At 73.6% G+C, this 19,828-nt stretch carries 14 protein-coding genes; 6 read left to right on the top strand and 8 right to left on the bottom strand.

The features are described 5' to 3' along the window. Positions 1-14: 14 nt before the first annotated feature. From FB476_RS05710 to hflX, 4 genes are all read right to left on the bottom strand, one after another. Positions 15-626 carry a GNAT family N-acetyltransferase gene (locus tag FB476_RS05710; protein WP_141817927.1) on the bottom strand — a complete coding sequence of 204 codons (612 nt, stop codon included), beginning with the start codon at positions 624-626 and terminating at the stop codon, positions 15-17. A 50-nt stretch (positions 627-676) separates the two neighbouring features. Then, positions 677-2,317 (bottom strand): molybdopterin-dependent oxidoreductase, encoded by a 1,641-nt coding sequence (locus FB476_RS05705; protein ID WP_141817926.1) that lies wholly within the window; start codon positions 2,315-2,317, stop codon positions 677-679. Between the two features lie 67 nt (positions 2,318-2,384). Then, positions 2,385-3,218 (bottom strand): formate dehydrogenase accessory sulfurtransferase FdhD, encoded by an 834-nt coding sequence (fdhD, locus tag FB476_RS05700; RefSeq protein ID WP_141817925.1) that lies wholly within the window; start codon positions 3,216-3,218, stop codon positions 2,385-2,387. Between the two features lie 63 nt (positions 3,219-3,281). Further along, positions 3,282-4,805: a GTPase HflX gene (gene hflX, locus FB476_RS05695; protein ID WP_141817924.1), complete on the bottom strand. Its 1,524-nt coding sequence runs from the start codon at positions 4,803-4,805 to the stop codon at positions 3,282-3,284. 120 nt (positions 4,806-4,925) lie between these two features. On the opposite strand from hflX, the gene FB476_RS05690 reads away from it, so the two are divergent. After that, positions 4,926-5,543 carry a class I SAM-dependent methyltransferase gene (locus FB476_RS05690; RefSeq protein ID WP_141817923.1) on the top strand — a complete coding sequence of 206 codons (618 nt, stop codon included), beginning with the start codon at positions 4,926-4,928 and terminating at the stop codon, positions 5,541-5,543. Here the strand turns inward: FB476_RS05690 and miaA are convergent. Beyond that, positions 5,530-6,474 carry a tRNA (adenosine(37)-N6)-dimethylallyltransferase MiaA gene (miaA, locus tag FB476_RS05685; RefSeq protein WP_238329564.1) on the bottom strand — a complete coding sequence of 315 codons (945 nt, stop codon included), beginning with the start codon at positions 6,472-6,474 and terminating at the stop codon, positions 5,530-5,532. The two genes, FB476_RS05690 and miaA, sit on opposite strands and share 14 nt — an antisense overlap. A gap of 64 nt (positions 6,475-6,538) precedes the next feature. On the opposite strand from miaA, the gene FB476_RS05680 reads away from it, so the two are divergent. The 3 genes from FB476_RS05680 to FB476_RS05670 all read left to right on the top strand — a co-directional run bounded on the left by FB476_RS05680 (position 6,539) and on the right by FB476_RS05670 (position 10,902). Next, on the top strand, positions 6,539-7,378 hold the full coding sequence (locus tag FB476_RS05680; RefSeq protein ID WP_141817921.1) for a pyruvate, water dikinase regulatory protein: 840 nt from the start codon (positions 6,539-6,541) through the stop codon (positions 7,376-7,378). A 66-nt stretch (positions 7,379-7,444) separates the two neighbouring features. Then, on the top strand, positions 7,445-10,096 hold the full coding sequence (gene ppdK, locus FB476_RS05675) for a pyruvate, phosphate dikinase (RefSeq protein WP_141817920.1): 2,652 nt from the start codon (positions 7,445-7,447) through the stop codon (positions 10,094-10,096). After that, entirely contained in the window at positions 10,093-10,902 is an 810-nt protein-coding gene (locus tag FB476_RS05670; protein WP_141817919.1) for a (2Fe-2S)-binding protein, read from the top strand. The genes ppdK and FB476_RS05670 overlap by 4 nt, the downstream gene beginning before the upstream one ends. Before the next feature lie 31 nt (positions 10,903-10,933). On the opposite strand, the gene FB476_RS05665 is transcribed toward FB476_RS05670, so the two are convergent. Then, a complete protein-coding gene (locus FB476_RS05665) occupies positions 10,934-12,145 on the bottom strand; it encodes an amidohydrolase (RefSeq protein WP_141817918.1) in 1,212 nt (403 codons plus the stop codon). A 363-nt stretch (positions 12,146-12,508) separates the two neighbouring features. On the opposite strand from FB476_RS05665, the gene FB476_RS05660 reads away from it, so the two are divergent. Beyond that, complete coding sequence (locus FB476_RS05660) at positions 12,509-12,757, top strand: WhiB family transcriptional regulator (protein ID WP_141817917.1); 249 nt, start codon at positions 12,509-12,511, stop codon at positions 12,755-12,757. 56 nt (positions 12,758-12,813) lie between these two features. On the opposite strand, the gene FB476_RS05655 is transcribed toward FB476_RS05660, so the two are convergent. Further along, positions 12,814-14,334: a sensor histidine kinase gene (locus FB476_RS05655; RefSeq protein WP_141817916.1), complete on the bottom strand. Its 1,521-nt coding sequence runs from the start codon at positions 14,332-14,334 to the stop codon at positions 12,814-12,816. A gap of 99 nt (positions 14,335-14,433) precedes the next feature. After that, on the bottom strand, positions 14,434-19,215 hold the full coding sequence (locus FB476_RS05650; RefSeq protein ID WP_141817915.1) for an NAD-glutamate dehydrogenase: 4,782 nt from the start codon (positions 19,213-19,215) through the stop codon (positions 14,434-14,436). 130 nt (positions 19,216-19,345) lie between these two features. Between FB476_RS05650 and FB476_RS05645 the strand changes: the two genes are divergently transcribed. Beyond that, entirely contained in the window at positions 19,346-19,828 is a 483-nt protein-coding gene (locus FB476_RS05645) for a hypothetical protein (protein WP_141817914.1), read from the top strand.

Genomic DNA, 19,828 nt, shown 5'->3' with positions numbered 1-19,828 from the left:
CGGGGCGGGGGACCTCAGAGCTCGCGCCGCACCAGCCAGCGCGGCAGCCGGGCGCTGGTCGCCTCCGTCCGGAGGACCCGTGCGAAGCCGGCGTCCTCGAACCAGCCCACCAGCCCGACGTAGGCCATCGACTGGTCGACGCGGCCGCCCTCGGGGTCGACCGGATAGGCCTCGACCGCGTCGGCCCCGGCCCGGCGGGCCGCGTCCACGACGCCCTCGAGCAGCAGCCGGGTCAGCCCCCGTCGCCGGAACGCGGGCAGGATCCGCAGGCAGATCACCACCCACGCCTCGTCGTCGTGCGCGCGGACCAGCTTGGAGGACGACGCCACATAGCTCATCGACGACCGCGGGGCGGCCCCCACCCAGCCGGCCAGCTCGCCGTCGACGTAGGCGAGGAAACCCGGTGGGACCGGCCCGGCGCACAGCCCGCGCATGACCTCCTCCCGCCGGTCCTCGCCGTCGGGGCCCTTCAGCTCGGCGCTGCGCAGCCGGTGCGAGAGGCACCAGCAGGCGGACCCTCCCGGCACGGACGGCCCGACGATCCGGGCCACGTCGTCGAAGCGGCCGGTCGCGGGCACGACCTCGACCTGGTCGGGGGCGAGACGCTCACGCTGGGGAGACCGCATACCCCGAGGCTAGGACGACATCCGGACGGCTGCCGTCCTCGAGGAGAGGGTCAGGCGACCTCGACCCGCACCGTGTGCCAGCCGCTGGCGCCGTCCGGCGCCGGCGCCGCGACCCGGTCGGTCTGCACCTCGCCGTCGCCGTCGGTCGCCCGCACCGTGAGCACGTGGTCGCCGGGCTCGGCCGGCCAGGCCCAGCGCCACAGCCGCCACGCGTCGACGGTGGGCTCGGCGAGCAGCTCGGCGTCGGCCCACTCCCCGTCGTCGACCCGCACCTCCACGCGCGTGATGCCGCGGTGCTGGGCCCACGCGACGCCGGCGACGGTCACGGTGCCGTCCGCGGCCGGCTCGACGCTGCCGCCGCGGGGCACGTCGATGCGCGAGGCGGTCTTGATCGGGCCGCGCTCCGACCAGCCCCGCGGGGTCCAGTAGCCCTCGTCGGCGTCGAAGCGGGTCACCTTGAGCTCGGTCACCCACTTGGTCGCCGAGACGTAGCCGTAGAGCCCCGGCACGACCAGGCGCACGGGATAGCCGTGCTCGGGCGGGAGCGGCTCGCCGTTCATGGCGACGGCGACCAGGGCGTCGCGGTCGTCGGTGAGCACCTCCAGCGGCGTCCCCGCGGTGAAGCCGTCGACGCTGCGGGAGAGGACCATGTCGGCCTCCGGCCGCACGCCGGCTCGGGCCAGCAGGTCCCGGACGGGCCAGCCGGTCCAGACCGCGTTGCCGGCCAGGCCGCCGCCGACGGAGTTGGAGACGCAGGTGAGGGTCACCATCGCCTCGACGTGCTCCTGGGCGAGCAGCTCCTCCAGGTCGATCTCGACCTCCCGCTCGACGAGACCGGTGACCCGCAGCCGCCAGCCGGCGGCGTCGACGCGGGGCACGAAGAGCGCGGTGTCGATCCGGTAGAAGTCGTCGGTCGGGGTCACGAAGGGGGTGTGGCCGGGCACCGTCGAGAGGGCGGCGGGCGGCACCGTCACGGTGCGCGTCGGGACCGGCAGGCCGAGGGCCGCGACGACGTCCCGGGCGGCCCGGCCGGTGCGAGCCAGCGCCTGCCCGGCGACGACGCCGAGGACCCCGAGGGCCCCCACGCCGGCCACGGCCCGCAGGACGCCGCGGCGGCTGGGCGCGCCAGGCTCCTCGACGAGGAGGGACGGGTCGACCTCCGACGGTGCCCCGCCGCCGGGCGCGGCCTCCGCCGCCAGCCGCTGGAGCCCCCACCGCAGCACCCACGTGCCGACGAGCAGCCCGAGCAGCGTCGGGAGCACGTCGGTCCAGGCGCTGCCGGGACGCGACGCCACGGCAGCGACGCCCACCAGCCCCACGAGGACGAAGACCGCGGTCGCCGCCGAGGGCGAGCGCCGGCCGAGCACGCCCACCAGCGCACCCACGACGAGCAGCGTGACCCCCATGCCGACGCCGAGCACGAGCTTGTCGGCGGTGCCGAAGGTCGCCACCGCCCAGTCCTTGAGCCAGGGCGGCGTGCGGTCGACGAAGGTGCCACCCACCGCCAGGAGCGGCGATGGCGTGCCGGCCGTCCCGGTCAGCCGCAGCAGCAGACCGGCCAGCAGCTCGGCGACGCCGAGGGTCGCCGTCGTCGCCGCCACCCCGCACAGCGCCGCCGCGGCCGGACCCGGTGTCCGCCGCTCGGGCGGGAGGGCCGCAGCGGTCCGCCGCGGCACGGTGGAGGTGCCCATCTGCCCATTCTGCGCCTGTCCGGGTCCCGGCGCGCCCCGTCGGCGCGCAGAAACCAGGGACGGGGCGTCAGCGCACCCGCGCCGCCCCCGTGTAGACGTTGAGCGAGGTGCCGCGGTTGAAGCCGAGCAACGTCATCCCCACGTCCTCGGCGAGCTCGACGGCCAGCGACGACGGCGCGGAGACCGCCGACAGCACCGGCACGCCCGCCATCGCCGCCTTCTGCACCAGCTCGAAGGACGCCCGGCCGGAGACCTGCAGGACCGCCCCGCGCAGCGGGGTGCCGAGCTCGCGCAGGGCCGCGCCGACGACCTTGTCGACGGCGTTGTGGCGGCCGACGTCCTCGCGCAGGCAGGCCAGCGTCAGCCCGTCGTCGCCGGGGACGAACAGCCCGGCCGCGTGGACGCCGCCGGTGCGCTCGAAGACGGCCTGCCCCTCCCGGAGCCGGTCGGGCAGCGCCAGCAGCTCGGCGAGCGGGTGGGACACCGCGTCCGCGGTCAGGTCGTGGACGCCGACACGACGCACCGCCTCGATCGAGGACGTGCCGCAGACGCCGCACGAGCTGGAGGTGTAGACGTGCCGCTCCAGCGACGGGTCCGGCGGGGCCACGCCCTCGGCCAGCGTCACGTCGACGACGTTGTAGTCGCGCTGCCCGTCGGCGCCGATCCCGGAGCGGTAGTCCACCTGCGCGACGTCGTCCCAGCCGCGGACGATCCCCTCGCCGTGCAGGAAGCCCACGACCAGGTCGAAGTCGTGCCCCGGCGTGCGCATCGTCACCGACAGCGGCCGGCCGCCGATGCGGATCTCGAGGGGCTCCTCCCCCGCCAGCGTGTCGGCCCGCTCCCGGACGCCGCCGTCGGCGGTCAGCCGGGTGACGCGACGACGCTGGGTGACGCGGACCATGCGGTCAGGGTATGCGGTGGCGCACCGGCCCGAGGGCCCCGCGCCACCGCATACCCCTGGGTGTCAGACCGCGTAGTCGGCCAGGTGGCCGTGCAGCTCGGGGTCGACCTTGGCCGAGAGGCGGGTGCCCTCGGCGGTGTGCTCCTCGGCGAGGACCTCGCCCTCGTCGTGCAGCCGGGCGACCAGGTCGCCGCGGGAGTAGGGCACGAGGACGTCGACGAGGATCTCCGGCCGCGGCAGGACCTCCTCGACCAGCGCGACCAGCTCGTCCACGCCCGCGCCGGTCCGGGCGGACACCACGACGACGCGGTCGTGCAGGCGGCGCAGCCGGTCGAGGACCTCGGGGTCGGCGATGTCGGCCTTGTTGACCGCGATGATCTCGGGCAGGTGCAGGGCCGCGCCCTCGTCCACCTCGGCGAGCACCGCGTGCACCGCGGCGATCTGCCCCTCGGGGTCGGGGTGGGAGCCGTCGACGACGTGGAGCAGCACGTCGGCCTGGGCCGCCTCCTCCAGCGTCGAGCGGAAGGCCTCGACGAGCTGGTGGGGCAGGTGCCGCACGAAGCCCACGGTGTCGGAGAGCGTGTAGACGCGCCCGTCCGCGGTCTCGGCCCGGCGCACGGTCGGGTCGAGGGTCGCGAAGAGCTGGTTCTGGACCAGCACCCCGGCGCCGGTGAGGCGGTTGAGCAGCGAGGACTTGCCGGCGTTGGTGTAGCCGACGATCGCCACGCTGGGCACCTTGTTGGCGCGGCGCGAGCTGCGCTTGGTGTCGCGCACCGTCTTCATCGCCGCGATGTCGCGGCGGAGCTTGGCGATGCGGGTGTTGATGCGGCGGCGGTCCAGCTCGATCTTGGTCTCACCAGGACCGCGGGAGCCGATGCCCTCACCGCCGGCGACCCGGCCACCGGCCTGGCGGGACATCGACTCGCCCCAGCCGCGCAGGCGCGGCAGGAGGTACTGCAGCTGGGCCAGCTCGACCTGGGCGCGGCCCTCCTTGCTCTTGGCGTGCTGGGCGAAGATGTCGAGGATCAGCGCCGTGCGGTCGATGACCTTGACACGGACGATGTCCTCCAGGGCGCGGCGCTGGGAGGGGCCGAGCTCGCCGTCGCAGATGACGGTGTCGGCGCCCTCGGCGGCGACGATGTCGGCCAGCTCCTTGGCCTTGCCCGAGCCGAGGTAGGTCGCGGGGTCGGGCTTGAGGCGGCGCTGGATGAGCCCGTCGAGCACCTCCGAGCCGGCCGTCTCGGCGAGCGCGGCGAGCTCGCGGAGGGAGTTCTCGGCGTCCTCGGCGGTGGTCTGGCCGTCGTCGGCCCAGACGCCGGCGAGCACCACGCGCTCCAGGCGGAGCTGGCGGTACTCGACCTCGGTGACGTCCTCGAGCTCGGTGGACAGGCCACGGACCCGTCGGAGGGCGGCGCGCTCCTCGCGCTCGAGCTGGTCGCCGTCGACGTCGTCGGCGGGGGTGCCCCAGCTGCCCCACTCCTCGACGTCCCGGCCGGTGTCCCCGTCCCGGTCGTCGGCCAGAGCGGCGGCACGACGGTCCAGCAGGCTCGAGCGGCGGGGGGCGGTGGGATCGTGCGGGTGGGTCATGGTCTCCTTCGAGGGGGTGCGTCGGCGGTGGCGCCCGGCGGCCTCGCCGACCGGTCCTCCCACTGTCTCACCGGTCAACGTCGGCGGCCAGCGATTTCTGCCCGCGCCTAGACTCGCCGCGTGAGCACGGACCACTACTTCACCGCCCGCCCGGCCTCCGACGCCGAGCTGCGCACCGTCCCGGTCCGGCTGGCCGGCCGCGACGTCGAGGTGGTCACCGCCGGCGGCATCTTCTCCCCCGACGGCATCGACAAGGGCACCCGCGTGCTCCTGGAGGAGGTCCCGGACCCGCCCGCCGAGGGCACCTTCCTCGACCTCGGCTGCGGCTGGGGCCCGTTGGCGCTGACGATGGCGCTCCTCTCCCCCGGCGCCACCGTGCACGCGGTCGACGTCAACGAGCGCGCGCTCGACCTGTGCCGCCGCAACGCCGAGCTGCTCGGCTGCAGCGGTCTGCATGCCGGCACCGCCGACCAGGTGCCGGCGGACACGACCTTCGACCTGCTGTGGTCCAACCCCCCGATCCGCGTGGGCAAGGCGGTCCTGCACGAGCTGCTCACCACCTGGCTGCCGCGCCTGTCCGCCGACGGCACCGCCTATCTCGTCGTGCAGAAGAACCTCGGCGCCGACTCGCTCCAGGCCTGGATGCGCCAGACCCTGCCGGACCTCATGGGACCGGTCGCGGTCGACCGGGTGGGCAGCAGCAAGGGCTTCCGGGTGCTGCGGGTCAGCCGCGCCTGACGATCTCCAGCGCCTGCTCCAGCAGGTCGGGTGCGTCGTGCTCGAGCCAGACGACGCGCGGGTCGGGACCGAACCAGCGCTCCTGGCGCCGGGCCAGCCGGCGCGTGGCGACCACGGTGTCCGCGATCGCGTCCTCCTCGGACAGCTCCCCGTCGAGCTGGCGCAGCGCCTGGGCGTAGCCGACGGCGCGCGACGCGGTGCGCCCCTCCCGCAGCCCCTGCGCGACCAGCCCGCGCACCTCGTCGAGCAGCCCGTCCTCCCACATGCGCGCCGCCCGCCGGGCGATCCGCTCGTCGAGGACGGGCCGGTCGGCACGCAGGCCGAGGATCACCGTGGGCTCGACGAGCTCGCGGGTGGGCATCGTCGCGCTGAACGGCCTCCCGGTCAGCTCGATGACCTCCAGCGCCCGCACCACGCGGCGGTCGTTGCGCGGCTCGATGGCGGCGGCCGCGGCGGGGTCCCGCTCGGCCAGCAGCGCGTGCAGCCGCTCGACGCCGGCCCGCGCGAGCTCGGCCTGCCAGCGGGCACGCACCTCCGGGTCGGTCGGCGGGATCTCCAGGCGGTCGAGCAGCGCCCGGACGTAGAGCCCCGAGCCGCCCGCGACCACGGGCACGGCGCCACGCGACCGGACCGCCGCGAGGTCGGCCCGCGCCTCACGCTGGTAGGCCGCGACGCTGGCCTCCTCGGTCACGTCGAGGACGTCCAGCTGGTGGTGAGGTATGCCCTGCCGCTCCGCCTCGGGCAGCTTGGCGGTGCCGACGTCCATGCCGCGGTAGAGCTGCGAGGCGTCGGCGTTGACCACCTCCCCGCCGAGCGCGAGCGCGAGCGCGACGCCGAGGTCCGACTTGCCGGTCGCCGTCGGTCCCACGACCGCCACGACGGGGTGCCCGACCCGGTCGGTCGCTGCGGGATCGGGGGCTGCACTCGGCACGGGGGCAGTGTGGCACGGCGCCACGGCCCGCCCGAGGTGGCGGGCACGGCATACGCTGGCGGCCATGCCGGACACCCCGATCGAGGTCCACATCATCGCCGACTCGACCGGCGACACCGCCGCGCGCGTCGCCCGGGCCGCCGCCGCCCAGTACGTCGGCTACGACGTGCGGATCATCCGGCACCCGCGGCAGTCGACCGCCGAGGGGCTGCACGACGCCTTCGCGCGGATGCACCCCGACCGGGCGCGAACCGTCGTCTTCTCCACGGTCGTCGACGAGGGGCTGCGCCAGCTGGTCCGCCAGCTCTGCAAGGAGCGCGGCCTGCCGCACGCCGACCTGCTGGAGCAGGCGGTGGGGGCGCTGCGCGACGCCACTGGCCAGGACCCGGAGCGCAAGGTGCGGCCGGTCGGCGTCAGCGAGGACTACTTCAAGCGCGTGCAGGCGATGGAGTTCGCGATCGCCAACGACGACGGCCACCTGCAGAACCACCTGCGCGAGGCCGACATCGTGCTCATCGGCGTGAGCCGCTCGGGCAAGACCCCGCTGGCGATGTACCTCGGCTACCTCGGCTACAAGACCGCCAACATCCCCCTCGTGCCCGGCATCGCGCCGCCGGACCAGCTCTTCGAGGTGCAGCGGTGGAAGATCGTCGGGCTGACCATCGACCCCGAGCGTCTGGTCGAGATCCGCTCGCGCCGCGTCAAGGCCCTGGGCTCGCACTCGCTGCACCGCGACGGCTACACCGAGCTGGTCAAGATCTTCGACGAGCTCGACGAGGTCTCCTCCATCCAGCGCAGCCTCGGGTGCCCCGTCGTGGACACCACGACGCTGGCGCTGGAGGAGGCCGCGGGGCGCGTCATCGAGCTGGTGCAGCGCAGGCGGGAGGCGGCGCGAGGTCGGTGACGACCGGACGATAAAGTCGGCATCGGGCCGGGCGGTCCGGACGTTTCACTGGAGAGCGGAGCCGACATGAGCGACACCAAGTACCTCTACGACATGTCCGAGGGTGACGCCACGATGCGCACCGTGCTCGGCGGCAAGGGGGCCAACCTCGCCGAGATGAAGCGTCTGGGGATCCCGGTCCCCGACGGCTTCACGGTGAGCACCGCGGCCTGCGTCGCCACGATGGAGGCCCACGGCGAGTGGCCGGAGGGGCTCTGGGACGACGTCCAGACCGCGCTCGCCCGCCTCGAGGAGCGCACCGGCCGCACGCTCGGCGGCGCCGAGAAGCCGCTGCTGCTCTCCGTCCGCTCCGGTGCCGTCTTCTCCATGCCCGGCATGATGGACACCATCCTCAACCTCGGCGTCAGCGACGAGACCGTCGAGGTGCTCGGCGCCGAGGCCGACAACCCCCGTTTCGCCTGGGACTCCTACCGCCGCTTCGTGCAGATGTACGGCGAGGTCGTCGAGGGCGTCCCGCCGCACCTCTTCGAGGACGAGCTCACCGCGCTCAAGGCCGACCGCGGCGTCTCGCAGGACACCGAGCTGTCCACCGAGGACCTCAAGGCGCTCGTCGCCACCTTCAAGGACGTCGCCCGCCGCGAGCTCGGCCGCGACCTCCCGTCCGACCCGCGCGAGCAGCTGCGCCGCGCCATCGACGCGGTCTTCCGCTCCTGGGACACCCCGCGCGCCCGGGTCTACCGCAAGGCCAACGACATCCCCGACGACCTCGGCACCGCCGTCAACGTCATGCAGATGGTCTTCGGCAACCGCGGCGAGACCTCGGCCACCGGTGTCTGCTTCACCCGCAACCCCTCCACCGGCGTGCACGAGCTCTACGGCGAGTTCCTCGTCAACGCCCAGGGCGAGGACGTCGTCGCCGGCATCCGCACGCCGCGCCCGCTCGCCGAGATGCAGGAGGTCCTGCCCGAGGCCTACGAGCAGCTGCTGGCGACCATGCGCGACCTCGAGGCGCACTACAAGGACATGCAGGACATCGAGTTCACGGTCGAGGAGGGCACCCTCTACCTGCTCCAGACCCGCAGCGGCAAGCGCACCGCGGCCGCGGCCCTCAAGGTCGCCCGCGACATGGTCGAGGAGGGGGTCCTGACCCGCGAGGAGGCCCTGCAGCGGGTCGCCCCCAGCCAGCTCGACCAGCTCCTGCACCCGGCCATCGACCCCGACCACGGGAAGACGCCGGTCACCAAGGGCCTGCCGGCCTCCCCCGGTGCCGCGGTCGGCGCCCTCGTCTTCGACGCCGACACCGCCGCCGAGCGCGGCCACGCCGGCGAGCCGGTCGTGCTGGTCCGCTACGAGACCACCCCCGACGACATCCACGGCGTCATCGGCTCCCAGGGCGTCCTCACCGCGCACGGCGGTATGACGTCGCACGCGGCGGTCGTCGCCCGCGGCATGGGCAAGCCCTGCGTCGCCGGTGCCCAGGGCATCCGGATCAGCACGAGCGAGAAGACGCTGACGGTCGGTGACCGGGTCTTCAACGAGGGCGACGTCATCACCCTCGACGGCTCCACCGGGGACGTCTACGGCGAGGCCCTCGAGCTGGTGCCGCCGCAGATCAACGAGGACTTCAGCGCGATCGTCGGCTGGGCCGACGAGGTGCGCCGCCTGGGCGTCCGCGCCAACGCCGACACCTACGAGGACGCCACCAAGGCCCGCGAGCTGGGCGCAGAGGGCATCGGCCTGTGCCGCACCGAGCACATGTTCATGGCCGCGGACCGCCTCCCGGCCGTGCGCGACATGATCCTGGCCGAGACCGCCGAGGACCGCGCCGAGGCCCTGGAGCGCATCCTGCCGATGCAGCAGCAGGACTTCGAGGGCATCTTCACCGCGATGAAGGGCCTGCCGGTGACGGTGCGCCTCCTCGACCCGCCGCTGCACGAGTTCCTGCCCGACCTCGTGGAGCAGTCGCTGCTCGTCCAGCGTCTCGAGCTCACCGGCGGCGACGCCGACGAGATCGCCGCGGCCCGCCAGCTGCTGGGCCAGGTCAAGCGCCTGCACGAGCAGAACCCGATGCTCGGCACCCGCGGCTGCCGGCTGGCCATGCTCTACCCCGAGATCCCCGAGATGCAGACCCGCGCGATCATCCGCGCGGCCCTGGCCGTCCGGGAGCGCGAGGGCGAGACGGCCGGCGTGGAGATCATGATCCCGCTCGTCGCCTACTCCAGCGAGCTCAAGGCCCAGCGCGAGATCGTCGAGCGCGCCGTCGCCGAGGAGCTCGAGGCCACCGGCGAGCAGCTGGACGTCACGGTCGGCACGATGATCGAGCTGCCGCGCGCGGCGATCGTGGCCGACCAGATCGCCGAGCACGCCGACTTCTTCTCCTTCGGCACCAACGACCTGACCCAGACGGGCATCGGCATCAGCCGCGACGACGCCGAGGGCGGCTTCCTGTCCGCCTACGTCGCCGACGAGGTCATCCCGAAGAACCCCTTCGAGTCGATCGACCGCGACGGCGTGGGCGGCCTGGTCCGCCTCGGCGCCGAGGGCGGCCGCCGCACCAAGCCCGAGCTCAAGCTCGGCGTCTGCGGCGAGCACGGCGGTGACCCGGCCTCGATCGCCTTCTTCGAGGAGCTCGGGCTGACCTACGTGTCCTGCTCGCCCTTCCGGGTGCCGATCGCCCGCTTCGCCGCCGCCCGCGCGGTGCTCGACGCGAAGAAGTGACCGACGCCCCGGCGGGGGCGCGCGCCCGGGAGGCGCTGGCGGGGCTGACCGGCCTCGGCGGCTTCTTCTCCCTGGCGGCGCCCCCGCCGCCGGGCTCGGACGCCCTCCCCTGGGCCGACGTCCTGGCGGCCCCCGCGCTCGAGGCGCGCTTCCACGCCGTCCGCCGCGCGCTCGCCGAGGGTGACGGGCTGCCTGTCGACGAGCTCGACCCCAAGGTCGCGGTGTCGGCGGTGCAGGTCGGGCTCGCCTCCCGGCTCTGGTCGGTGGCGCTCGGCTCCGCCGTGCTGCACGGGTGGGTGCCCGACCTCGGCTCCGCCTCGCTGCTGGCCAGTCCCGTCCACCGGGGCACGGTGCCGCTCGGCGTCGCCGACCCGCTCCGGGGGTATGCCGTGGACGACCTCCCGGAGGCCGCCTCGGTGATCCGCGACGTGGTCGTCGACGACAGCCTCGCCGCGCTGGTCTCGGCCTGCGCCTCCGTCGGCCGCACGCCCGCCCGGGTGCTCACGAGCAATGCGACCTCGGCGCTGGTCGGGGGTGCCCGGGTGCTCGCCGCCGCCCGGCCCGAGCACGCCGACCGGGCGTGGGAGCTGGCCCGGCTGCTGCTGGCCGACCCGGTCGTCGCCCGGGGCGGCGGTGCCGTCGACCCCGCGTCGCTGCCCGAGGGGGTCGGCGGGGCGATGCAGCGGCCGGACGAGGCCTTCCTGCGCAGCGGCTGCTGCGTCTTCTACCGCCTGCCCGGGCACGGCCTGTGCCCGGACTGCGTGCTGGCGCCCGGCCGGCCGGAGCAGGTGACCCCGGGCCACTGACGGCCGGCCGGACGCCGCCTCGCGAGGAGGATCAGCGCGGGGTGACCTCGCCCCGACCCTGCTCCTCGTCCCAGCGGTAGACCTGATCCCCGTTGACATAGGTGCGCAGCACGCGCGACTGCAGGTCGAGCGGGTCGCCCGACCACAGCACGACGTCGGCGTCCTTGCCCGGCGTGAGGGAGCCGACGCGATCGTCGACGCCCAGCACGCGGGCCGGGTTGATCGTCACGGCGCGCAGGCCGGCGTCGCGGTCCATGCCCTCGCGGACCGCGAGCGCGACCTGGGTGATGAGGTACTCCACCGGCACGACGGGGTGGTCGGTGATGATCGAGACCGGCACGCCGGCGCGGTCGAGGATGCCGGGGGCTCGCAGCGAGCGGTCGCGCACCTCCACCTTGGACCGGCTGACGATGAGCGGTCCGTAGAGGACCGGCACCTGCTTCTCCGCGAGCAGGTCGGCCAGCAGGTAGCTCTCGGTGCCGTGGTCGAGGACGAGCTGGTAGCCGAACTCGTCGGCCAGGCGCAGGGCCGTGGCGATGTCGTCGGCGCGGTGGCAGTGCTGGCGCCAGGGGATCTCGCGCTCGAGGACCTTGACGAGGATCTCGCTGGTGAGGTCGGTGTCGACCGGCGCTCCGTCGGCGGCGGTCACCCTCGCCTGGTAGGACCGGGCGGCGGCGAAGGCGCGGCGCAGCACGAGAGCGACGCCGAGCCGGGTCGAGGGCGTCTTCTTCTGGTCGCCGTAGACGCGCTTGGGGTTCTCCCCCAGCGCGGCCTTGACGCCCGAGGGGTTGCGCAGCACCATCTCGTCGACGTAGCGGCCGTAGGTCTTCAGCGCCACGGCCTGGCCGCCGATCGGGTTGCCCGAGCCCGGATTGACGTTGACGGTGGTGATACCGCCCATCAGGGCGTCGTCGAAGCCCTGCTCGCGGGGGTTGATGGCGTCGATAGCGCGGGCGGCGGCCATGACCGGGTCGGTCATCTCGTTGGTGTCCTGACCGGCCCAGCCCTCGCCCTCCTCCCACACGCCCAGGTGGACGTGGGCGTCGATCAGGCCGGGCAGCAGCCAGCCGCCCGCGCAGTCGACGACGGTCGCGTCGTCGGGGACGGTCACGTCGGCGCGGGCGCCGACCGCCTCGATGCGGCCGTCGCGCAGCAGCACGACACCGTCCTCGATCTGGTCGCCGTCGACGGGCACGACGCGCGCACCGACGAGCGCGAGCGGCGAGGTGGTGGCCTGGGTCATGGGCATGCTCCTGAGCGGGTCGGGGATGCAGACCGCTCCACTCTAGGCACGCCGCGGACCGTTCCGACGGGCGGTGCGACCGGACCCGTGGTGTGATCCATACCTCACCGTTCCCAGGAGGAACACAGGTGGCTGCCCTTGTGCCCGGTTGTTCCACCTGGGACGATGGGAACACTGTGCTCGCGCCCGGCGTTGGCACGGTCAGACGTGATGCGGCTTGCCCCGGGGCGAGCTCGCTGCGACGGATACACAGACGTGTCGACCCCTTCCGTCCAGGCGAGGTCCCCGCTCCCCTGGTCGAGCAGGAGCCGACCAGCACGACGAACCCCTGCCCGAGCGTGTAGACCCAAGGAGCACGAACTGATGGACTGGCGCGACCGCGCAGCCTGCCTGGACGAGGACCCCGAGCTGTTCTTCCCGATCGGCAACACGGGACCTGCCCTGCAGCAGATCGAGGATGCCAAGGCCATTTGCCGCACCTGCCCGGTGATCGACACCTGCCTGAAGTGGGCGCTCGAGACCGGCCAGGACGCCGGCGTGTGGGGCGGCCTCTCCGAGGACGAGCGCCGGGCGCTCAAGCGCCGCAAGGCGCGTGCCCGGCGAGCCAGCTGAGCCCAGCCCCCCACGGCCGCGGGACCGCAGGCCAGGGCAGAGCCCCCTGCCCGCCCTCATCCCGCCGATGACGACCGAAGCCGCACGGTGAACCGCACGACGGTCCCGTGCGGCTTCGCCGTCTCCCAGGCGATGCTTCCCCGCAGGTCGGTGATGAGCGCCTCGACGATCTGGGTGCCCAGGCCCGAGCGGTCCGGCCCCGCCGACCCCGGCGGCAGCCCCTGACCGTTGTCGCTGACCGAGACGTCGATGACGTCCTGGGCACCGACCCGGCCACGGACCGCCTCGACGACCACGCGCGGTGCCGGCCGGCCCTCCGGCCCCGGGCCGCCGTCACGGGGCTCCTCGAAGCCGTGCTCGACGGCGTTGTGCACCAGCTCGGCCAGCACCATGGCCAGGTGCGTGGCGTCCTCGGCGAGCAGCTTGCCGAACGAGCCCGTGAGCTCGGTGGCCACGACCGTCCGCGTCGAGGCCACCTCGACGGTGGCGCGCAGGATCCGCGTGGCGACCTCGTCGAAGTCGACCTGCTCGGAGAAGCCCTGGCTCAGGGTGTCGTGCACGAGGGCGACCGTCGCCAGCCGCCGCCCGGCCTCGGCGAGCGCGTCCTTGGCCTTGGGGTCGTCGAGCCGGCGTGACTGCAGCCGCAGCAGCGCGGCCACCGTCTGCAGGTTGTTCTTGACCCGGTGGTGGATCTCCCGGATCGTCGCGTCCTTGCTGAGCAGCTCGCGCTCGCGCCGGCGGATCTCGCTGACGTCGCGCATGAGCAGCAGCGCGCCGATCCGATGGCCCCCGCGGGTCAGCGGGACGGCCCGCAGCGTGAGGTTGATCGAGCCGGTCTCGATCTCGGCGCCCCAGGGAGCCCGGCCGGTGAGCACCAGCGGCACGGTCTCGTCGACCATCGAGCCCTGCGGCAGCCGGGTGGTGACGATCTCGGCGAGGTCGGCACCGTTGACCTGGTCGGTGTGGCCGAGCCGGCGCAGGGCCGACACCGCGTTGGGGCTGGCGTAGTCGATGAGCCCGTCGGCCGTGAGCCGGATGACACCGTCGCCGACCCGTGGGGTGCCGCGCCCGACGCCGGTGGCGGCCCCCTCCATCGGGAAGGCGCCCTCGGCGATCATCGAGAAGAGCTGCTGGCTGATCTGGAGGTAGTTGACCTCCAGGCCGCCCTGCTGGCGCATGTTCTGCAGGTCGGTGTGGCGCACGAGCACCGCGATCGTGCGTCCCTTGCGCACCACCGGGACGTACTGCTCGCGCACGTAGCCGAGCTCCTCCGGCGTGACCGGCTTGCCGGTGCGCAGCACGTGGACCAGCCAGGACTCGCGGTCGGGCGTGGCCGGCGAGCCGATGACGTCGTCGTGGTAGAAGTTCGGGCCGGTCGTGGGACGGGCGTGCGCCGCGAGCAGCCACGGCGAGGCGTGGGGGTCGTCCTCGTCGTCCAGCGCCACGGGGATCCACAGCGTCAGGTCCGCGAAGGACAGGTCGGCGACCATCTGCCAGTCGCCGACGAGTCGGTGGAGCCAGTCGATGTCGGCGGGCGACAGCGTCGTCCGCGAGAGGGTGTCACGCAGCGTCGGCACCCTCGGCACTCTACTGTCCGGCGCCGACCGCCCCCGGACACGGGTATGCCGCCGCGCCCCGGGACAGGAGGCGCGACGGCATACCGGTCGCTGGGCCGGTCAGTCGGCGGCGGCACCCTGCCGGACGAGGCCGCGCAGCGTGCGCAGCGCCACCGACAGCGGGGCGAGATCAGGCTGCTCCATCTCGCCGACGGTGCGCAGCACCTGGCTGGTCCGGGCCAGGGCCTCACGGTTCTCGAGCATCCACTCCCGCACCCGGTCGACGGAGGCCGAGCCCGGCGTGGTGCGCTCGCTCACCGTCCGGGCCAGGCCGCGCATGACGCCGTAGATGTCGTCGCGCATGGCGCCGCGGGCCAGCGAGGCCCACCGGTCGGTGCGGGGCAGGTTCGAGACGTGGGTGAGGAGGACGTCGAACTTGAACGCCTCTGAGACGCCGAAGTAGATCGCGGCGACCTCCTCGACGTCGCGGTCGAGCTCCATGGCCAGCTCGGTGATGTCCAGCAGCGAGAAGCGGTCGAGCGCCGAGGCGTAGGCGTCGGCGACGTCGTCCGGGACGCCGCGCGAGCGCGCCCACTCGCTGTTGCGCTCGAAGCGCTCCAGCTCCGAGCCCTGCAGCAGGTCCCGGAAGTTCGCGGAGAGGCGCTGCACCGGGCCGGCGAAGCGCTCGATCTCGGCCTCCATGCCGCTGCTCAGCGAGCGGTTGTTGAGGAACCACCGCACCGCCCGGTCGACGAGGCGACGGAACTCCAGGTAGAGCTCGGACTGGGTGTCGGTGTCCACGACGTTGTCGAGCGCCTCGACCGCACCGGTGTAGCCGGTCAGGTCGAAGACCGCCCGGACGACGTGGAAGGCGCGGGCGATCTGCACCAGCGTCGCACCGGTCTCGTCGGCGGCCCGGTAGGCGAAGCTCACCCCGCCGCGGTTGACCATCGCGTTGGCGATCTCGTTGACGACGATCTGGCGGCGCAGCGGGTGCTCGTGCAGGCTCTCGCCGGCCGCCTCGCGCAGCGGCTCCGGGAAGTAGCCCAGCAGGGTCTGCGTCATCGCGGGGTCGTCGGGCAGCTCGCTGTCGGCCAGCGCCTCCTTCAGGCCCAGCTTGGAGTAGGCGACGAGCACGGAGAACTCCGGGCTGGTGAGCCCCAGCCCCTCGCGAGTGCGTCGCTCCCACTCCTTGCGGTCGGGCAGGAACTCCAGCTCGGGGTCGAGCCCGGCGGTCTCGGACAGGTAGCGCACGAGGCGCTGGTGCACCGTGACCATCTCGGACTTCTGGTAGCGGGCGTTGCCGATGAGGACGTTCTGGTCGTAGTTGTGGCGCAGCACCTTGGCCGCGACGTCGTCGGTCATCGACTCGAGCAGCTCGTTGCGCTGCTCGAGGGTCATCGTGCCGTTCTTCACCAGCGGGGTCAGCGCGATCTTGATGTTGACCTCGTGGTCGGAGCTGTCCACACCGGCCGAGTTGTCGATCGCGTCGGTGTTGACGTGGACGCCGTGCAGCGCGGCCTCGATGCGGCCCAGCTGGCTCAGGCCCAGGTTGCCGCCCTCGCCCACCACCCGCACGCGCAGGTCGCGGCCGTCGACGCGGATCGGGTCGTTGCCGCGGTCGCCGATGTCGGCGTGCGACTCGGCGGAGGACTTCACGTAGGTGCCGATGCCGCCGTTCCACAGCAGGTCGACAGGGGCCTGCAGGATCGCCTTCAGCAGCTCGTGCGGGGTCAGGGACGCCACCCCGCCGTCGAGGCCCAGACGCTCGCGGACCTGCGGGCTCACCGGGACCGACTTGGCGGTGCGCGGGTAGACCCCACCTCCCTCGCTGATGAGGCTCGTGTCGTAGTCCTCCCAGGTGGAGCGCGGCAGCTCGAAGAGGCGCTTGCGCTCCTGGAAGGAGGTGGCCGCGTCGGGGTCGGGGTCGAGGAAGATGTGCCGGTGGTCGAAGGCGGCCACGAGACGGATGTGCTCCGAGAGCAGCATGCCGTTGCCGAAGACGTCACCCGACATGTCGCCGATGCCGACGACGGTGAAGTCCTCCTCCTGGGTGTTCAGGCCCAGCTCGCGGAAGTGCCGCTTCACCGACTCCCAGGCACCGCGGGCGGTGATGCCCATCTCCTTGTGGTCGTAGCCGGCCGAGCCGCCGGAGGCGAAGGCGTCGTCGAGCCAGAAGCCGTAGGACTGGGCGATGCCGTTGGCCAGGTCGGAGAAGGTCGCGGTGCCCTTGTCGGCGGCGACCACGAGGTAGGTGTCGTCGCCGTCGCGGCGGACCACGCGCTCCGGGGGCACGACCGCGCCGTCGACGCGGTTGTCGGTGATGTCGAGCAGGCCGCTGATGAACGTCGTGTAGGCGGCCTTGCCCTCCGCCAGCCAGGCCTCGCGGTCGACCGAGGGGTCGGGCAGCGACTTGGCCACGAAGGCACCCTTGGAGCCGGTCGGCACGATGACGGCGTTCTTGACCATCTGCGCCTTGACCAGGCCGAGCACCTCCGTGCGGAAGTCCTCCCGCCGGTCGCTCCAGCGCAGGCCGCCGCGGGCGACCGGCCCGAAGCGCAGGTGCGAGCCCTCGACGCGGGGGCTGTAGACCCAGATCTCGAAGGCCGGGCGCGGCTCGGGCAGCATCGGCAGCTCGCGCGGGGCCAGCTTGACCGACACGTGCGACTTCGCCCCGCCCTCGGGGGTGCGCTGGAAGAAGTTGGTCCGCAGGCTCGCGTCGACCACCGCGACCAGGGTGCGCAGGATGCGGTCCTGGTCGAGGCTGGCCACCTGGTCGAGCGCGGCGAGGATCTCGGCGCGCTGCTCCTCGCCGCGACTCTCCCGGGCCTCGTCGTCCAGGTCGAGGTCGGGGTCGAAGCGGGTCGTGAAACGGTCGACCAGGGCGCGCGCGATGCCGGGGTTGGCGACCAGCGCCTCCTCGATGTAGTCGAGGCTGAAGGTGCCGATCTGACGCACGTAGCGCGACAGCGTGCGCAGGATGACGACGTCGCGCCAGGAGAGGCCGGCGGTGAGCACCAGGGAGTTGAGCCGGTCCGACTCGGCCTCCCCGCTCCATACCGCGGTGAAGGCGTCCTCGAAGGCGGCGGCGACCTCCTCCTCGGTGCGCGACTCGTCACCGGTCCACACCGACTCCGAGGAGGCGCGCAGGCCGAAGTCGTAGACGTAGCTGGTGGTGCCGTCGGCCAGGTCGATCTCGTAGGGCCGCTGGACCGTGACCTCCAGCCCGAGGTGGGCGAAGACCGGCAGGACGTCGGTCAGCGACATCTCCTCGCCGCGGTAGAGCTTCATCCGCCGCTCGGCGGCGTCGTCGAGCTCGTCGCGGTAGAGGCGCGGCCGGGTGCGCCCGGCGGGACCGTGGAGCTCGGCGAGACGCTGGATGTCCTGGAAGGCGTCGTGGCCGCCGAAGTCCTCCTTGTAGGCCTCGGGGAAGGCGTCGCCGTAGCGGCTGAGCAGCTCGCCGATCTCGGCGTCGTCGTCGAGCTGGTCGCCGACCGCGTCGGTGAGGTTCTCGCGCCAGGTGCGGGTCACCGCGTGCAGGCGCTCCTGCAGCTCGTCGAGGTCGACGCCGGCGGGCTCGCCGTCGCGCGGCAGCCGGACGGAGAAGTGCAGCTGGGCCAGCGGCAGGTCACCGACGCGGGTGGCGTAGTCGGACAGCTCGCCGGAGTAGGTCTCCTCCAGCAGGTGCTGGACCCGCAGGCGGTTGGTGGTGTTGTAGCGGTCGCGCGGCAGGAAGACCAGCGCGCTCACGAAGCGGCCGAACTCGTCCTTGCGCACGAAGACGCGGGCCTCCGGGCGCTCGAGGAGACGCAGCACCTCCTGGGCGGTCTCGAGCAGGTAGTCGACCGGGGCCTGGAAGAGCTCGTCGCGCGGATAGCCCTCGAGGATGCTCACCAGGTCCTTGCCGGAGTGGCTGTCGGGGGCGTAGCCGGACCGCGTCAGCACCTCCTTGACCTTCGCGCCGACGATCGGCACCCGGGTGGCGGCCTCGTTGTAGGCGCTCTGGGTGAAGAGCCCCAGGAAGCGCTGCTCGCCGACGACGCGCCCCTGCGGGTCGAACCGCCGCACGCCGAGGTAGTCGAGCGGGACGGAGCGGTGCACGGTGGCCCGCGTGTTGGCCTTGGTGACGGTCAGCAGGCGCGGCTCGCGCGCCGTCGCGGCTGCCTCGGGGCGCAGCGCGCTGACCGTGGCGGGAGCGCCCGGGGCCTCGCGCAGGACGCCCAGGCCGCTGCCGGGCACCGAGCGCAGCACCGGCTGGCCGTCCTCCTCGAGGAGGTCGTAGGCCCGGTAGCCCAGGTAGGTGAAGTGGTGGTCGTCCGCCCAGCTGAGGAAGTCGACGGTGGGCTGGATGGTCGACGGGTCCACCGTCGAGGGCGGGGCCGACTGCAGGTCGGCGATGATCGCCCGGGCCCGCTGGCGCATGGCGCTCCAGTCCTCGACCGCGCGGCGCACGTCCCCCAGCACGCGCTCGAGGTCGGCGCGCAGCTGCTCGCGGTCCTCCTCACGGATCAGCCGGTCGGTCTCGACGACGATCCAGGACTCCGCGCGCTGGCCCTCGCGGACGTTGCGCGGGTCGCTGTCGACGATCTCGCCGGTGTCGGTGTCGACGACGAGCTGCGGGTGCAGCAACGTCTGGACGACCAGGCCGTGCCGCAGGATCTCGTGGGTGACCGAGTCGACGAGGAAGGGCATGTCGTCGGTCACGACCTGGACGACCGTGTGACGGGTGCTCCAGCCGTGCTCGTCCAGGGTGGGGTTGAGGACCCGGACCGCGGCGGTGCCGGCGGGTCGGGAAGCGGCGAGCTCGGCCACCGACCGGGCGACCGCCGCCCGCTGGTCAGGATCCCTGCCGTCCTCCACCGGTGCGTGGTGGTAGAACCGTTCGACCAGCGTGTCCGCCATCGCTCTCAAGCGCTCCTTGCCTCGTTGCCGTGCTCGCTCAGTCACGCGCACACCGTTGTGCGTCCGAGGACACCCTACCCGCCTGGGGAGAACCCGGACGCCACCCGCCCCACCCCCCTAGGGTGGGGGCATGCACCCCACCGCGCCCGGGTCCGGAAGCCGGGCGCCGGCCCGGCCCGGTCCCTCCCGGGCGGCCGTGCTGCGGGCCGTGGAGGACCTGCAGGGAGCGGCTCCCGACCTGGGCTGGCCGGAGGCCACCGGCCTGGCCGACGGGCTCGTCGACGCCCTGTCCCACCTGCTCGTGGACCTCGCGGACGGCGCCGCCTCCCCCAGTCCTCGGCCCCTGGTGGTGGGAGCCGTCGGCGACGTTCCCCGCCCGCTCGACCACGCCTCGTGCCGCGCCGCCGCGGCGACGCTGCGCCGGGTGGCGCCGGTGCTGCTGGACGGCGGACCGTCCTGGGCGCCGGGCGCGGGCGAGGTCGGGCTGGAGCTGGCGGCGCTCCTCGACCAGCTCGCCGACCACGAGCGCGGCGGCCGGGTCTCGCCCTCGACCAAGGGCGTCGTCCTCCGCCGGCTGCACGCTCTGCAGCGCAGGCTGCAGGCACTAGGTTGA

Source organism: Ornithinimicrobium humiphilum, from assembly GCF_006716885.1.
GTDB lineage: Bacteria > Actinomycetota > Actinomycetes > Actinomycetales > Dermatophilaceae > Ornithinicoccus > Ornithinicoccus humiphilus.
The sequence above is the reverse complement of the archived record's forward strand: the minus strand, read 5'-3'. Positions and strand labels throughout refer to the sequence as shown.

Excerpts from the sequence above, each read along its gene's own strand:
- FB476_RS05710 (WP_141817927.1), bottom strand. The coding sequence starts at position 626 with ATGCGGTCTCCCCAGCGTGAGCGTCTCGCCCCCGACCAGGTCGAGGTC.
- FB476_RS05705 (WP_141817926.1), bottom strand. The coding sequence starts at position 2,317 with ATGGGCACCTCCACCGTGCCGCGGCGGACCGCTGCGGCCCTCCCGCCC.
- fdhD (WP_141817925.1), bottom strand. The coding sequence starts at position 3,218 with ATGGTCCGCGTCACCCAGCGTCGTCGCGTCACCCGGCTGACCGCCGAC.
- hflX (WP_141817924.1), bottom strand. The coding sequence starts at position 4,805 with ATGACCCACCCGCACGATCCCACCGCCCCCCGCCGCTCGAGCCTGCTG.
- FB476_RS05680 (WP_141817921.1), top strand. The coding sequence starts at position 6,539 with ATGCCGGACACCCCGATCGAGGTCCACATCATCGCCGACTCGACCGGC.
- ppdK (WP_141817920.1), top strand. The coding sequence starts at position 7,445 with ATGAGCGACACCAAGTACCTCTACGACATGTCCGAGGGTGACGCCACG.
- FB476_RS05665 (WP_141817918.1), bottom strand. The coding sequence starts at position 12,145 with ATGACCCAGGCCACCACCTCGCCGCTCGCGCTCGTCGGTGCGCGCGTC.
- FB476_RS05660 (WP_141817917.1), top strand. The coding sequence starts at position 12,509 with ATGGACTGGCGCGACCGCGCAGCCTGCCTGGACGAGGACCCCGAGCTG.
- FB476_RS05650 (WP_141817915.1), bottom strand. The coding sequence starts at position 19,215 with ATGGCGGACACGCTGGTCGAACGGTTCTACCACCACGCACCGGTGGAG.
- FB476_RS05645 (WP_141817914.1), top strand. The coding sequence starts at position 19,346 with ATGCACCCCACCGCGCCCGGGTCCGGAAGCCGGGCGCCGGCCCGGCCC.